The sequence below is a fragment of the Bacillus sp. TH22 genome (assembly GCF_016651015.1).
Taxonomy (GTDB): domain Bacteria; phylum Bacillota; class Bacilli; order Bacillales; family Bacillaceae_G; genus Bacillus_A; species Bacillus_A mycoides.
Map to the genome: position 1 here is coordinate 2,694,650 of NZ_JAEKER010000001.1, position 14,809 is coordinate 2,709,458.

At 37.0% G+C, this 14,809-nt stretch carries 13 protein-coding genes; 6 read left to right on the plus strand and 7 right to left on the minus strand.

Going from position 1 to position 14,809, the window contains the following annotated elements; all coding sequences use genetic code 11:
- Window positions 1–16: 16 nt before the first annotated feature.
- From JFU18_RS13630 to mtnK, 3 genes are read right to left on the minus strand one after another with little or no spacing between them, the layout of a single operon-like run.
- Window positions 17–658, minus strand: coding sequence for an L-fuculose-phosphate aldolase (locus tag JFU18_RS13630; RefSeq protein ID WP_002010177.1), 642 nt, complete (start codon window positions 656–658; stop codon window positions 17–19).
- Window positions 659–712: 54 nt separating this feature from the next.
- Window positions 713–1,756 (minus strand): S-methyl-5-thioribose-1-phosphate isomerase, encoded by a 1,044-nt coding sequence (gene mtnA, locus JFU18_RS13635; protein ID WP_002124936.1) that lies wholly within the window; start codon window positions 1,754–1,756, stop codon window positions 713–715.
- 12 nt (window positions 1,757–1,768) lie between these two features.
- Window positions 1,769–2,998, minus strand: coding sequence for an S-methyl-5-thioribose kinase (gene mtnK, locus JFU18_RS13640; protein WP_098167872.1), 1,230 nt, complete (start codon window positions 2,996–2,998; stop codon window positions 1,769–1,771).
- A 590-nt stretch (window positions 2,999–3,588) separates the two neighbouring features.
- Here mtnK and ahpC point away from each other — a divergent pair.
- The 3 genes from ahpC (at window position 3,589) to JFU18_RS13655 (ending at window position 7,150) form a co-directional block, all read left to right on the plus strand.
- The gene (gene ahpC / locus JFU18_RS13645; RefSeq protein ID WP_000924420.1) at window positions 3,589–4,152 is read left to right on the plus strand and encodes an alkyl hydroperoxide reductase subunit C; all 564 of its coding nucleotides are present in this window, start codon (window positions 3,589–3,591) and stop codon (window positions 4,150–4,152) included.
- Between the two features lie 14 nt (window positions 4,153–4,166).
- Entirely contained in the window at window positions 4,167–5,693 is a 1,527-nt protein-coding gene (gene ahpF / locus JFU18_RS13650; RefSeq protein WP_201032373.1) for an alkyl hydroperoxide reductase subunit F, read from the plus strand.
- A 96-nt stretch (window positions 5,694–5,789) separates the two neighbouring features.
- Window positions 5,790–7,150, plus strand: a protein-coding gene (locus tag JFU18_RS13655) for an IS3 family transposase (protein ID WP_201034452.1) whose coding sequence is annotated in 2 segments (ribosomal slippage) — window positions 5,790–6,246 and window positions 6,246–7,150 — 1,362 coding nt in all. Because the reading frame shifts where the segments join, the coding sequence is not laid out codon by codon here.
- 48 nt (window positions 7,151–7,198) lie between these two features.
- Here the strand turns inward: JFU18_RS13655 and JFU18_RS13660 are convergent.
- Window positions 7,199–7,807, minus strand: coding sequence for an SAM-dependent methyltransferase (locus JFU18_RS13660; protein WP_201032372.1), 609 nt, complete (start codon window positions 7,805–7,807; stop codon window positions 7,199–7,201).
- Between the two features lie 151 nt (window positions 7,808–7,958).
- Window positions 7,959–9,074 carry a M20 peptidase aminoacylase family protein gene (locus JFU18_RS13665; protein WP_002124929.1) on the minus strand — a complete coding sequence of 372 codons (1,116 nt, stop codon included), beginning with the start codon at window positions 9,072–9,074 and terminating at the stop codon, window positions 7,959–7,961.
- Between the two features lie 289 nt (window positions 9,075–9,363).
- Here JFU18_RS13665 and nhaC point away from each other — a divergent pair, with 289 nt between their 5' ends.
- Window positions 9,364–10,785 carry a Na+/H+ antiporter NhaC gene (gene nhaC, locus JFU18_RS13670; protein ID WP_002010164.1) on the plus strand — a complete coding sequence of 474 codons (1,422 nt, stop codon included), beginning with the start codon at window positions 9,364–9,366 and terminating at the stop codon, window positions 10,783–10,785.
- Here nhaC and JFU18_RS13675 read toward each other — a convergent pair.
- Window positions 10,782–12,059 carry a transcriptional regulator gene (locus tag JFU18_RS13675; RefSeq protein ID WP_201034646.1) on the minus strand — a complete coding sequence of 426 codons (1,278 nt, stop codon included), beginning with the start codon at window positions 12,057–12,059 and terminating at the stop codon, window positions 10,782–10,784. The two genes, nhaC and JFU18_RS13675, sit on opposite strands and share 4 nt — an antisense overlap.
- A gap of 93 nt (window positions 12,060–12,152) precedes the next feature.
- On the opposite strand from JFU18_RS13675, the gene JFU18_RS13680 reads away from it, so the two are divergent.
- Window positions 12,153–13,262 carry a mandelate racemase/muconate lactonizing enzyme family protein gene (locus tag JFU18_RS13680; RefSeq protein WP_201034645.1) on the plus strand — a complete coding sequence of 370 codons (1,110 nt, stop codon included), beginning with the start codon at window positions 12,153–12,155 and terminating at the stop codon, window positions 13,260–13,262.
- Window positions 13,263–13,276: 14 nt separating this feature from the next.
- Entirely contained in the window at window positions 13,277–13,972 is a 696-nt protein-coding gene (locus JFU18_RS13685; RefSeq protein ID WP_201034644.1) for a GNAT family N-acetyltransferase, read from the plus strand.
- 69 nt (window positions 13,973–14,041) lie between these two features.
- Here JFU18_RS13685 and JFU18_RS13690 read toward each other — a convergent pair whose 3' ends face one another.
- Window positions 14,042–14,749 (minus strand): M48 family metallopeptidase, encoded by a 708-nt coding sequence (locus JFU18_RS13690; protein WP_201034643.1) that lies wholly within the window; start codon window positions 14,747–14,749, stop codon window positions 14,042–14,044.
- Window positions 14,750–14,809 lie beyond the last annotated feature (60 nt).

Here is a 14,809-nt window from a genome sequence, read left to right on the forward strand (position 1 = left end):
GTGTTTTCATTTCATTTTACTGCTGTCCATACCCTTCAAACTTCTTCGACAAATTCTCCATCTCGTCTTCTGGCAATAATTTTGGTTCCCCAACACTTTTCGTTTGGTAATAGATTTGAGCACAAAACTCAATTTCTTCTGCAATAGTAAACGCCATTTTTATATTATTCGCTCCGGCCATTAAACCATGGTTCGCAAGTAAAACTGCACGGCGATCAATCATGCCCTCGAAAGCTGCCTCTGCTAATTGCTTCGTACCAAATGTTTCATATGGTGCACAGCGTACATTCGGGCCTGCGAAAGCAATTAAATATGATACAGCAGGAAGTTCCCATCCTAATGATGCGATTGTCTTCGCATAAGGAGAATGTGTATGTACAAGCGCATTTATATCTTCACGATTTCTATAATAGATAAGGTGCATATCTAATTCGCTTGATGGTTTTCTCTCTCCTTCTATCACTTCACCATCTAAATTCAATATAACTACATCTTCAGGCGTCGTTTCATAATAATCTAGACCACTTGGGCTAATTGCAACAAGACCTTGTTCACGATTAAAAATACTGATATTACCGCCAGTCCCCTTTGTTAAACCACTAGAAATCATTTTCTTTCCGTACGCTACAACTTCTTCTCTTTCTTTTTGCAGTAACATATACATCCCCCTAGTAAGAAACTTATGATGACTATTTTTCTAAAAACTATCTACTTATTGAAATAACTTTTTTAAATTCTCCATAAACGGTGCTCTCACAATTCCTTTTTCCGTAATAATCGCTGTTACATTTTCATATGGCGTGACATCAAATGCCGGATTGTATACTTTACTTTCTTGAGGAGCAGAGTATTGTCCGAAACGATTGATCACTTCAGAAGCATCTCTTTCTTCAATTGGAATTTCTTTTCCTGTCAGTGTTTTCAAATCAATTGTCGGCGTTGGTGCTGCTACATAAAACGGAATGTTATAATATTTAGCCAAAATCGAAACACCTAATGTTCCAATTTTATTTGCTACATCCCCGTTTGCTGCTACACGATCACATCCAACGATTACTGCATCGATTTTCCCTTGTGACATGACCATTGCCGCCATATTATCTGTAATGACCGTTACATCAATTCCCGCTCGCTGCAGTTCTAATGCCGTTAACGTTGAACCTTGTAATCTAGGGCGTGTTTCATCGGAATATATTTTTAAGTCCCATCCTTTTTCTTTCGCTAAGTACATTGGAGCTGTCGCAGTTCCATACTTAGTCGTTGCTAACGCACCTGCATTACAATGCGTTAATACCCCCATGCCATCATGGAATAATGTTAATGCATGTTCTCCAATTTGACGGTTAATTTCTTCATCTTCTCTATGAATCTCTTTTGCTTCTTCTAATAATCTATCTTTCAACTGCGCAATTGATAAGTGAGCATTCTCTTTCGCGACACTTTCCATTCTTTCAAGCGCCCAAAATAAATTTACTGCCGTCGGTCTTGATGTCGCTAAGTATGCACATACCTTTTTTACTTCCGCTATGAATTCTTCCGCCGAACTTTCCGCAACTTCCTTTACTCCTAAATACACACCGTAGGCTGCTGAAACACCTATTGCCGGCGCTCCTCGTACTTTCATTACTTGAATCGCATCCCACACACCCTCAGCCGTTTTAAAAGATTCATAGACTACTTCGTTCGGTAATACCGTTTGATCCAATAACACTAAAGCATCATCTTTCCACTGAATTGGTATTAATTGCTCTGCCATCATCTTCTCCCCTTATTTCGCACTATGCATTGACTGTTTTTTTAACGTTTCTACAAAGCTGCTACCTGTTTTATATTGATTCGCTTGTAAAATAAACTTCTTCGCTGTCTGAAGACAAATCCGCTCCGCTCTAGCACGCGCCTCTTCATTCTCAATACAAGTCATATCCTTTACCTTCGCTAGACCAACAATACGACGAATTAACTCAAGACCCGTCACTGCAGCTGTATCCTCTAATACAGATTGTAAATAAACTCGGTTAAAGCCTTCTTCCTTCGCCATAATCTCTGTCACATGAATATCCCAAGCATCTAAAAACTTCTTCTTAAATAAATCAATTACATCTATCATGGTAGATTCTATCCAGTTCATATATGTATCTTTCTCAATACCAGATTGCATCACTGCATCTGCATTCACCCATGCAAACATTAAATTCGCCATTATATTCCCAACGTCATATCCCATAGGTCCATAAAAAGCAAATTCAGGATCAATAACCTTTGTAGAATCACTTTTTACAAAAACAGAACCAGTATGTAAATCACCGTGAAGTAGCGCTTGTGCATTCGTCATAAACGAAAACTTAAGTTTTGCTACTTCCATACGAAGCTCTTTATCACTATAAATATGCTCCCTAATCCATCCTTCATTTAATTGAAACAATTCGTTGCGTTTATTATGGTTTGTGAATGGCTCTGAATATACGAGGTCCTCTGTAATCTCACATAACTCAGGATTTATATAATTCTTCACGAGTTCCTTCTTCTCTTTATGATTCATTACAACATCTGATGTTAATAGAAGGGTATTTACCATAAAAGTAGTTAAATCATCAGCAAGCCTCGGAAACATTTGATGATTTATGAGTGCTGTACGCAATATTGTGTGATCTGATAAATCTTCCATCACGCAACAATTCATCACACTATCAAACAAATATACATTTGGCACGAGTCCAGATGCTAACTCTCCTTCTAATCGCAAAACATCTGATTCTATACGGATTCGATTCGTCGACAACTTAAACTCATCTGAAATACGCGCTGTATCCCCAGCTTGCTTTACAATGACAGACATGTTCTTCTGTTCATCCCAAACGCGGAACACATAATTTAAATTACCATCACCTATTTCTTTACACTTTAGCCCCTTTGCATGCTCGAACTTAGGTAATTTCTCTTGCACATATGCAATCACATCTTTAGCTTCCATTAAAAAATACTTCGTGAACTTAGACATGGTTTCCCCTCCACACTAAATGTAAACGCTTTCTGAAAGCCGTAAAAAATAATAGACTGAAATTTTTTCAATCTATACTATATCTTCTCTATTGCAATACATATCTCGCTTTTATTATATCTTGTTAGAAATGAGCGTCAATGTTTCTATTTCTCATTGCAATATACTTCTTATTATATATATTTAAGATGACAATAATTGTTCACAAAGATTCCGATACATTTTGTTTTATTTATTGCACAATTCTTTGTAAAATAGAAGTAAGCAGTTCCTTTTCAAATCCACAACTTCTAAGAAATATTTCCTTCCTAAGAATTTATACTTACACCATGTCTCTAACATACACACTACTCTTTCAAACACTCATTGAAAATTTATGACTTGAAAATTACCTTTTAATTCCCTAGCAGCCTTAATTGAGAATAAATATTAATTAAATTGGTATAAAGTTGGTTTATTCTCTTGACAAAATAACCACTTTTATATGATAATTAATATCGAATTAGAATTATTATAGTTAATTAAAAAATATATTTTATGAGCAAACTAATTTCCGATGCTCAAAACCAACCTTTAGGAGGAATTTTAATATGTTATTAATCGGCACAGAAGTAAAACCGTTTAAAGCTAATGCTTACCATAATGGAGAATTTATCCAAGTTACTGACGAAAGTTTAAAAGGAAAATGGAGCGTAGTTTGTTTCTATCCAGCAGACTTCACATTCGTTTGTCCAACTGAACTTGAAGACTTACAAAACCAATACGCAACTCTAAAAGACTTAGGCGTTGAAGTATACTCTGTATCTACAGACACTCACTTCACTCACAAAGCATGGCATGATAGCTCAGAAACTATCGGCAAAATCGAATACATTATGATTGGTGACCCAACTCGCACAATCACTACAAACTTCAACGTTTTAATGGAAGAAGAAGGTCTTGCTGCTCGTGGTACATTCATCATCGATCCAGACGGCGTTATCCAATCTATGGAAATCAATGCTGACGGTATCGGCCGTGACGCAAGCATCCTTGTTAACAAAATTAAAGCAGCTCAATACGTACGTAACAACCCAGGTGAAGTTTGTCCAGCTAAATGGCAAGAGGGTTCTGCAACACTTAAACCAAGCCTTGACCTTGTAGGCAAAATCTAAGGAGTTCGATCAAAATGATACTAGATGCAGATATAAAAACACAACTATCCCAATACCTTCAGTTAATGGAGAACGATATTTTACTTAAAGTAAGCGCAGGAGACGATAACGTATCTAAAGATATGTTATCTCTAGTAGATGAATTAGCTACTATGTCATCTAAGATTACAGTAGAAAAAGTTGAACTAGAGAGAACACCAAGCTTTAGCGTAAATCGCCCTGGTGAAGACACTGGTGTCGTATTCGCTGGTATTCCATTAGGACACGAATTTACTTCATTAGTGTTAGCTTTACTACAAGTTAGTGGACGTGCTCCAAAAGTTGAACAAAAATTAATCGATCAAATCAAAAACATTCAAGGCGAATATCATTTTGAATCTTATATCAGCCTAAGTTGTCATAACTGTCCTGATGTTGTACAAGCTCTTAACGTAATGAGCGTTCTAAACTCTGGTATTACACATACTATGATTGATGGCGCTGCATTTAAAGAGGAAGTAGAAAGTAAAGACATCATGGCAGTACCAACTGTTTACCTAAACGGCGAATCTTTCGGAAGCGGTCGTATGACACTTGAAGAAATTTTAGCTAAAATGGGTAACGGTCCAGATGCATCAGAGCTTTCTGATAAAGATCCATACGATGTTCTTGTTGTTGGTGGCGGCCCAGCTGGTGCAAGTGCAGCAATTTATGCAGCACGTAAAGGCATCCGCACTGGTATCGTTGCTGAGCGCTTCGGTGGTCAAGTAATGGATACTATGGGTATTGAGAACTTCATCAGCGTAAAACACACTGAAGGTCCTAAGCTAGTAGCAAGTCTTGAAGAGCACGTAAAAGAATACAACATCGATGTAATGAATCTACAACGTGCGAAACGTTTAGAGAAAAAAGAACTTATTGAAGTGGAACTTGAAAACGGCGCTATTCTGAAAAGTAAGAGCGTAATCGTTTCAACAGGTGCTCGCTGGCGTAATGTTGGTGTACCGGGTGAAGCTGAGTTCAAAAACAAAGGTGTAGCATACTGCCCACACTGTGACGGTCCATTATTCATCGGAAAAGATGTAGCGGTTATCGGCGGTGGTAACTCTGGTATTGAAGCAGCTATTGACTTAGCAGGTATTGTTAAGCACGTAACTGTTCTTGAATTCATGCCAGAATTAAAAGCTGATGCTGTATTACAAGAACGTCTTAACAGCTTACCTAACGTAACTGTTCTGAAAAACGTTCAAACGAAAGAAATTACTGGTACTGACAAAGTAAACGGTATTTCTTACATCGATCGTGAAACTGAAGAAGTACACCATGTTGAATTACAAGGTGTATTCGTTCAAATCGGTCTTGTGCCAAACACAGACTGGTTAGGCGAAACAGTTGAACGCGTTCGCGGTGAAATCGTAACAGACAAGCACGGCGCTACAAACGTACCAGGAGTGTTTGGTGCAGGTGACTGTACAAATAATCCGTACAAACAAATCATCATCTCTATGGGTTCAGGTGCGAATGCAGCTTTAGGTGCATTTGATTACTTAATCCGTAACTAATTATATAAACGTGAGTTTTAAAAAAGCAGGTGCCAAGGCACTGAACTGCACCCCAATTGTTAGACACAGTCTAACAATTGGAGGTGTAGTTTTTTTATGACTAAATTTACTTCAGAAGACAAAATGAATGCAGTAATACATTATCAAGATGGAAGTGAGAGTATAAAAGATATTGCGAAATCATTAGGAGCGAATCACGAAGTGGTTCGCATGTGGATAAAACAATTTGAATATCATGGAATCCAGGCATTTGAAAAAGGCTATACAACGTATTCTGCACAGTATAAACTAGACGTACTAAATTATATGTTCGAAAATGGGACGTCTCCAAACGAAACGGCAGTTATTTTTAATATTTCTTCACCTGGACTTATTAGAAAATGGCGCATTCAACTACATCAAAAAGGAGTAGACGCCCTTAAATCGAAGAAAAAGGGGCGTCAATCTATGACTAAGGACAATCAAAAATCAATCAACAAACAAACACAAATGGAAGCGTCAGTAGAAGCATTACAAGCTGAATTGGAGCGTTTGCGTATGGAGAATGCTTATTTAAAAAAGTTGAATGCCTTAGTTCAAAACAAGGAAAAATCACCAAACAAGATAAGGCGCAAGTAATCTATGAACTAAGGAAAGTATTTCCAGTGAAGGCACTTTTAAAATTAGCAGAACTCCCACGAAGTACGTATTATTACTGGATACAGAATTCTAATCGCCCGGATAAAGATAAAGAGTTAAAGATCTTAATTCAAAACATTTACGATGAACACCAAGGTCGTTATGGATATCGCCGTATTCGCGATGAGTTAATGAACCAAGGACACAAAATCAACCATAAAAAAGTTCAACGAATTATGAAAGAGTTAGGTTTGAAGAGCTTAGTTCGTATGAAAAAATATCGCTCTTATAAAGGAAAAGTAGGTAAGATTGCGCCAAATATTTTAGAACGTAACTTTAAGGCTGAAAAGCCGAACGAAAAATGGGTTACAGACATAACCGAATTTAAATTATGCGGCGAGAAGCTCTACTTATCACCGATGTTAGATTTATTTAATGGAGAGATAATCGCTTATACAATTGATTCAAGACCAACCTATTCACTTGTATCGAAGATGTTAGAGAAGTCTTTTCAACAATTGACAGAAGAAGACGAACTCCTTATTCACTCTGATCAAGGCTGGCATTATCAAATGAAGAAGTATCGTCACGCCCTAAAAGAACGCAAGATTACTCAAAGTATGTCTCGTAAAGGGAACTGTTACGATAATGCGGTTATTGAAAGTTTCTTTGGTATTATGAAATCTGAATTTCTTTATCTAAAAGATTTTGAAAGCATAGAACACTTTAAACAAGAATTTGAAAAATATATCGATTATTATAATCACAAACGAATTAAGGCGAAATTAAAAGGCATGAGTCCGGTACAATACCGAACTCATGCCCTAAAGGCTGCCTAATAAAACGACCTGTCTAACTTTATGGGGTCAGTTCAGCACCTGCTTTTTTTATAATCCTAATGTATAAACTAAAAATCTCTCATTCCCATTCTTCTCATAAGCACCCGGCAATCTAACCTCTCTCTTCAATTCAAACGCAGTCTGTTTCTCTAAGAAGAAAATATAATCTTCAGAAGGATAGTATAAAATAATATCCACTTCCCTCTCTATTTCCTCTACCGAAAGCAAAATGTTATTCACTACATTCATAAACACTTGTACAGAAAATGGATTGAAGAAATAAAACCGATTATCACGTGGATCAATCTCATATTCCTGCGCTAAACAACATTCAAACCGAATTTTATCTTTACTGTTTCTCACTTTTCGCGCATAACGATCACGATTATCCATTGCTTCTTTATAAAACTCTTCATTCATTTCAATTCCAACCGCTAATGCATCGCACTTATGGTGCATGTAAAAATTCAATCTCCCTTTTCCGCACCCAAAGTCTACAATTCGATCGCTACTTGTTATTTCATATTGATTCAATAACTCATCTAATCCGCTATATGGCGTCGGTTCATAACGGTGATAATGCATAGACTTATTAAATCCTTTTTGCTCGCCGACAGTTTTTATATTTAATACAGCATCGTAATATTGTTCGTTCATTCGTTTGCTCCTATTAAGAAATATTACTATTATTATACACCACGTACTGAATGCTCATTTTTATCAAATTAATTGGTACGTGAAATTATATTATCGCGAAATCGAATATATCGACTTAACAACAAATTCCTACCAAAAAAACAGGAGCTTTCTAGCCCCTGTCTTCTAATACTTTCAATACAGTTTGTTTCAATATTTCTACTCCATCCATTATACAGCTATGATCAAACTTCATATACGGATGGTGTAATCCAGGTTGTAAGTTCGCCCCTAGTCCAAGCATGACAGCTTTTAAATGGGGTCTTTTCACTGTATAGTAATGGAAATCATCGCTTCCTGTCGTATACAGTGGTCCAGTACATCCCTCTTCCCCGTACACTTCAAGAATGCCTTTCCGCATGAAACGCTCAGCTTCTTCTGACACTTCAGCTCCTGGTGCGAGATCAATCCACTCATAAGAAAGTTTAGATCCCATTGATTCAGCTGACTGAATTACTTGCTCTATTTTTCGCTTCAATTCATCTAGTAATATGTTATTTTCTGCTCTTACATCTAAACTAAAGTGCCCGTTACCTGGAATAATATTTAAATTATCACCACCAGCTTGGCATCTCGTCATCTTAACAGAATAAGACGTCTGCGGCGGTAACCATATATTTTTCAATCCAATATTGATCATCGAAATGACATCAATTGCATTTATACCTTGATGTGGGCGTGCCCCGTGTGCATCATCTCCATGAATCATCCCTTCTAAAAATGCTGCAGCTCCGTGACGAATAGATGGGGCTGCTTGTTTCAAAGGCAGTTCTTCAATCGGCCTTAAATGAACACCAAATAAGAAATCAGCATCATCCACGGCGCCCTTCTCTACCATCTTTAAGGAACCATTTCCTTTTTCCTCTGCCGGCTGAAAAATAAATCTAACAGTACCACTATCCCACCTCATATTTTTCAATTGTAAAATAAGGCCCATCACAATTGTCATATGAGCATCGTGGCCGCACGAGTGATTCGCTTTAAATTCTCCGTCTACTTCTTGCCATAGTGCATCCATATCAGCACGAATCGCGATAACTGGATTCCCTCTTCCGATTTCAGCAATCACGCCAGGGCAATCATCAAATATTTTATATGAAATTCCTTCTTCTTTTAGAAAGTTAGTAATATAAGCTGTCGTTTCATATTCCTTCCAGCTTACTTCAGGGTTTTCATGTAAATGCTGAAAAATTTCAGTTAAACGCTCTTGTAGTTCTAATGTTTTCAAAGCTTCATTCTCCTTCCCCTAATTACAAACCATTCAGATTAATTATACTTATGAAAAACAGATGTTTTTATGAACATATTGAATTTTAAGAAAAAAGTCAATTGTTTATTTTTCAATACCGCTAATACCCGATTTCAACTCATCTTATAAAGATATCCATACAAATAGAAGATTCGATATTTTCTGTTTTTATATTGACGCTTACATCTATTTTTAGTTATTATAACTTAATAACGTCTATTTTGCGACAATTCTAAAAATACAAACATACATAATGAGGAGGCAGTTTATGAAAAGAGAAATACCTTTTGGCATAGCAATAATCCCTATTATCATTACAGTTGCAGTTATGATGGTTACAATTGTTGTATTAGAACAAAGCCCTCACGTCCCACTTATTATCGGTACAACCGTTGCTTCGATCGTCGCTTGGCGGTACGGTTACAAATGGAATGACATTGAAGAATCGATGTATAAAGGAATTCGCCTTGCATTACCCGCTATCGTTATCATTATTCTTGTAGGTTTAACGATCGGTGCTTGGATTGGCGGCGGAATCGTCGCTACTATGATTTATTACGGCTTAAAACTTTTAACTCCATCACTATTTTTAGTTTCAATTACAATTATTTGTTCTATCGTTGCATTAGCAATCGGTAGCTCTTGGTCTACAATGGGAACAATCGGTGTTGCTGGAATGGGAATTGGCCTAAGTATGGGAATCCCAGCTCCAATGGTTGCTGGCGCTATAATTTCCGGTTCTTATTTTGGCGATAAAATGTCACCGCTTTCAGACACGACAAACTTAGCAGCGGGATTAACAAATACAGATTTATTCACACATATTCGTCATATGTTATTTACTACAATTCCAGGTTTAATTATTACTCTTATCGTCTATGCTTTCTTAGGAAGAAGCTTCGGCGATAACAATATCGATGCAAAAAGCATCGATCAAACGTTACAAGTATTGCAACAAAACTTTGTTATTTCGCCTTTCCTATTAATTATACCCGTAGTCGTTATGGTATTGGTCGCTAAAAAAGTCCCTGCCATACCAGCTATTCTCGTAGGTGTTATTTTAGGATTCTTATCACAAGTCTTTATTCAAGGTGGCTCTGTCTCATCAGCTGTCGGTGCACTCCAAAGTGGATTTGTCATAGACACTGGAAACAAGTTAGTAGATGAACTATTTAACCGTGGTGGCTTAAGCTCTATGATGAATACAGTTTCTATGACAATTGTCGCTATGACTTTCGGCGGAGTACTAGAACATACTGGCATTCTTCGCTCAATTGTAAATCAAATTTTAAAATTAGCGACATCATCAAAAGGACTTATCGCTTCTACCATCGCATCTTGCTTTGCAACGAATCTTACTTGCTCTGAACAATATATTTCGATTGTTGTTCCTTCAAGAATGTATGCAAATGCGTACACAGAAAAAGGACTACATTCTAAAAATTTATCCAGAGCATTAGAAGATGGTGGAACATTAACTTCTGTTTTCGTACCTTGGAATACATGTGGTGTATTTATACTCGCAACACTTGGAGTCGGTGCATTCGAATATGCTCCTTATGCTATATTGAATTTCATCGTACCTATTATCTCAATCATTTATGGTATAACTGGCTTCACAATTACGAAGCTATCTGATATTGAAAAAGCAGACCTACTGAAAAAACAAAAAGCACAACTAGAAGCTTAAAACTTTTGAAACGAATACAACGGTAAATTTAGCTCATATATTGCACGAGGGCGCCCTTGTTGATAGGGCATTTCCTCGCCGCAAATATTGGCATATCTGTAATCAACTAATTTCTTTAACAGCCTTTCCGTCGATCGCCGAGTCACTTGTAAGTACTCAGAAAGATCCGCCGCTGTAAATTTCAATGATGGATGCGATTGACTAAACTGAATAATTTTTGACAAGTTTGCAGGACTAAGCTTCGTTTCCTTCGCTATTTTCATTAATTCAGGATTATCGTTTTTTAAACTTTGTACTCTCTGTTCTTTCGGGAACGGACCAAATAATTCTTTATCACTTGTTAGTATATAAAAGCAGCTTTCTATCGGATTATTCTTTGCGAAACCTCGAGCGATTTTTGCATTTTGTTCCGCTTCATTTACTGTTTTTCCGTAACCAAATCCAATAGATACTGCGCCTTCTATATTCATAAATAAACGATCTATCGTATTTGTTTTTATACTCAATTCAATATCACCACGAGTTGTATACAAAATAAAAGTCATTTCATCAACTTGTTTAAATGAACCACGTAATTCTTTTGAAATTACACTTAATTGTTCAAGCGAGCTTTCTTGTAACTCTATAAAGGATATAATACAAGCACCAACAGTAGCTGAATGGCTTTTTGCTAACTCAGCTTTTATTTTTGCATCTTTTAACCCATGTATAATTGATTGCGTTGGATCTATCATACGCTCTGAAGGAATCCCTATTTTTTGAAGTTCATCGTAGACAGCGTGAATACTAGTTAAAGCTAAATCAACCTCTCCAGATTGATATTTAGCTAAATGAAAATCAATGATTCTCTTAATTTCATCATTACTCCATAACATATTTTCATAATCCATCACTTGCGGCGTTTCTTTTAGACCGATGTCATGGAACACATTTGTAATAAACGAACGATCTACTAAATCAATTGAAATTTTATGAGGTTGAATACTTTGATGGTATATTATAGAAAGGAGTGAAGATGCGACAGTTGTCTCGTCTTGCTGCAAATATACACTTGGAATTGGTAATTGTTCTCTTATTTCTTTTGCCATATAATAAGGTAGGGCACCCGAGAAAAAGATAGCATCACAAGGTTTTAAACGCTTTAATAGTTCAGAAGATTCTGCCGGATGAAGGTAAATATATGGATCAACCTCTATTTCTTCTAGTTTATGAGCAATAGGTAAAAGATTCTCCATAAACTCTTTTGAACCGACAACTGCAATTTTTATCATCATTTTCTCTAACTCCTTATCATTAATTAACGACTATTTAACGTCAACTATATCAAATGTACAAAACCATTGTAAACAGGAAGGGGTCTTTATTCAATGAAAATTACAGCTATTCACCTTTACGCAATTCGTTTACCACTTCGCGATCCGTTTGTTATTAGTTATGGTTCTTATTCTGATATGCCTTCTATTATCGTCAAAATGGAAACAGATGAAGGCATTATCGGTTACGGTGAGGGCGTTGCTGATGATCACGTTACAGGTGAATCATGGGAAAGTACTTTCCATGTTTTAAAACATACACTAGCTCCTGCTCTAATTGGGAAAAATCCAATGAATATTGAGAAAATACACGATATGATGGACAATACGATTTACAGTGTTCCTACAGCGAAAGCTGCGATTGATATCGCTTGTTTTGATATAATGGGCAAAAAATTAAATCAACCTGTATATCAATTAATTGGCGGACGCTATCATGAAGAGTTTCCTGTCACTCACGTCTTAAGTATTGCAGATCCAGAAGACATGGCTGAAGAAGCTGCCTCTATGATTCTAAAAGGTTACCAATCTTTCAAAATGAAAGTCGGTACAAATGTAAAAGGAGATGTAAAACGAATTGAAGCTGTACGTGAACGTGTAGGAAATGATATCGCGATTCGTGTTGATGTAAACCAAGGATGGAAAAATAGCGCCAACACATTAACGGCACTTCGTTCATTAGGTCATTTAAACATCGATTGGATTGAGCAACCTGTTGTCGCAGACGATATTGATGCAATGGCTCATATTCGTTCGAAAACAGATCTTCCGCTTATGATTGATGAAGGACTAAAAGGCTCTCGTGAAATACGCCAAATTATTAAATTAGACGCAGCTGATAAAGTGAATATAAAACTAATGAAATGCGGCGGCATATATCCAGCTGTAAAACTCGCTCATCAAGCTGAAATGGCAGGCATTGAATGCCAAGTTGGATCCATGGTCGAATCATCTGTTGCCTCTTCCGCAGGATTCCATGTCGCTTTCTCAAAAAAAATCATTACTAGCGTCGAGCTAACAGGACCATTAAAATTCACGAAAGACATCGGAAACTTACATTACGACGTACCATTTATTCGCTTAAACGAAAAGCCGGGACTCGGCATTGAAATAAACGAAAATACATTACAAGAATTAACCGTCTTTCAAGACGTTGTACGCTAAAGGAGGACTAACACATGACGACTCTTTACGAAGGAAAATTAAAACAAAACAACGATCCATTTCACGTTACATTACTATCTTTAGAACATATGGAACAAATTTTATCATTACAAAACGTTGTAGTTGAAGCGCTAGAAGATAAAGGTCGTTTACAACCACTCTCGCTAGAAGAATTTCAATACATTCTAGAAGGAAACGGCATGATGATCGGGGCGTTTATACAAAACGAGCTCATCGCATTTCGTGCCCTACTAGTCCCTCCTATCGACGATGAACATTTAGGGCTTGATATTGGTCTACCAGAAAGTCAGCTACACCGCGTCATCTATCAAGAAATCTCAAACGTTCATCCAAACTGCCGAGGAAATGGCATGCAAAAAATATTAGCCACAGTCATCATGGATGAATTACAAAAAGAAGACAGCCAGTACGACTATGTTTGTTGCACCGTTGCACCTTTCAACATCCCTAGTTTAAAAGATAAGTTTGCACAAGGGATGGAAATTGTTGCGCTGAAGGAGAAGTACGGCGGGAGTATGCGGTATGTTTTTGTGAAGGAGTTGCGTAAGGACACAGAAAGAGATTGGACGAATGTTAAAGATGTTCTGATGAGTGATGCTGGTGGACAGCAGGCGTTGCTTTCGGAGGGGTATCATGGGTATGCGATGGAGAGAATAGACGATACTTTCACTGTGAAGTTTGGACGATAATCTATGTACAAAGAGAACCCTAATTCATTAGGGTTCTACTTTATTTCATTCCACAATCTAAAGTAATAACTAAACCGTCATCTTCCAACTAGATAACGCTAACCAGTTTTCCATTTCCTTATAATCAGGCATTATCTTGCCAACAAGACGCCAAAAAGATCGATCATGATTTAGATGAACCATATGACACATTTCATGAACAACTACATAATCAATTACTCGCTGTGGTGCCATCGCTAACTTCCAATTGAATGTTAGCTGTAAATTTGAATCACACGTTCCCCACGTACGACTACTATCTGTAATACGAATAGAACGCGGTTTTGTTTTAAAGTTACTTTGATGTACTTTAATACTCTTCTCTACTAATGCTTTGCACTGCTTATAGTAAAATCGTTTTAAAGCCTGCTGGATTTTCTCATCCTTAAGCTCATTCACATAAATGTGTAGCTTATCCCCTTCAAACACTGCATTGTCTTGTTCAATACTTGCATCTTGAGAAATCTGTATCGGATACGTATTCCCTAAATACAGAAAGCCCTCGCCTTGATCATAATCCTTTTCCTGTGGACCAAGCGCTCGCTCCTGCATTTCCTTACGTGTTTTCTGAATCCAATCCCATTTCTCCTCTAACAATTGGACTAAGTATTCAACAGGCGTTCCCTTTGGAGCTTGCACTTCCACATTTCCGTACGAATCTACAAAAAGACGCACCGACTTTTTCTTCTTATAAGTTATATGAAAATTAATTGTCTCACCTAAATATGTATGTACCATTTCATCACCTAGTGTATTATTTTACAAATAAAAAAGAATAGGACACAAACGCCCTACTCT

What these genes read in the sequence shown, in the direction of transcription:
- nhaC (WP_002010164.1), top strand. Translation starts at nt 9,364, where the DNA reads ATGAAAAGAGAAATACCTTTTGGCATAGCAATAATCCCTATTATCATT.
- JFU18_RS13690 (WP_201034643.1), bottom strand. Translation starts at nt 14,749, where the DNA reads ATGGTACATACATATTTAGGTGAGACAATTAATTTTCATATAACTTAT.
- JFU18_RS13680 (WP_201034645.1), top strand. Translation starts at nt 12,153, where the DNA reads ATGAAAATTACAGCTATTCACCTTTACGCAATTCGTTTACCACTTCGC.
- JFU18_RS13660 (WP_201032372.1), bottom strand. Translation starts at nt 7,807, where the DNA reads ATGAACGAACAATATTACGATGCTGTATTAAATATAAAAACTGTCGGC.
- JFU18_RS13675 (WP_201034646.1), bottom strand. Translation starts at nt 12,059, where the DNA reads ATGATGATAAAAATTGCAGTTGTCGGTTCAAAAGAGTTTATGGAGAAT.
- JFU18_RS13630 (WP_002010177.1), bottom strand. Translation starts at nt 658, where the DNA reads ATGTTACTGCAAAAAGAAAGAGAAGAAGTTGTAGCGTACGGAAAGAAA.
- mtnK (WP_098167872.1), bottom strand. Translation starts at nt 2,998, where the DNA reads ATGTCTAAGTTCACGAAGTATTTTTTAATGGAAGCTAAAGATGTGATT.
- ahpC (WP_000924420.1), top strand. Translation starts at nt 3,589, where the DNA reads ATGTTATTAATCGGCACAGAAGTAAAACCGTTTAAAGCTAATGCTTAC.
- mtnA (WP_002124936.1), bottom strand. Translation starts at nt 1,756, where the DNA reads ATGGCAGAGCAATTAATACCAATTCAGTGGAAAGATGATGCTTTAGTG.
- ahpF (WP_201032373.1), top strand. Translation starts at nt 4,167, where the DNA reads ATGATACTAGATGCAGATATAAAAACACAACTATCCCAATACCTTCAG.
- JFU18_RS13685 (WP_201034644.1), top strand. Translation starts at nt 13,277, where the DNA reads ATGACGACTCTTTACGAAGGAAAATTAAAACAAAACAACGATCCATTT.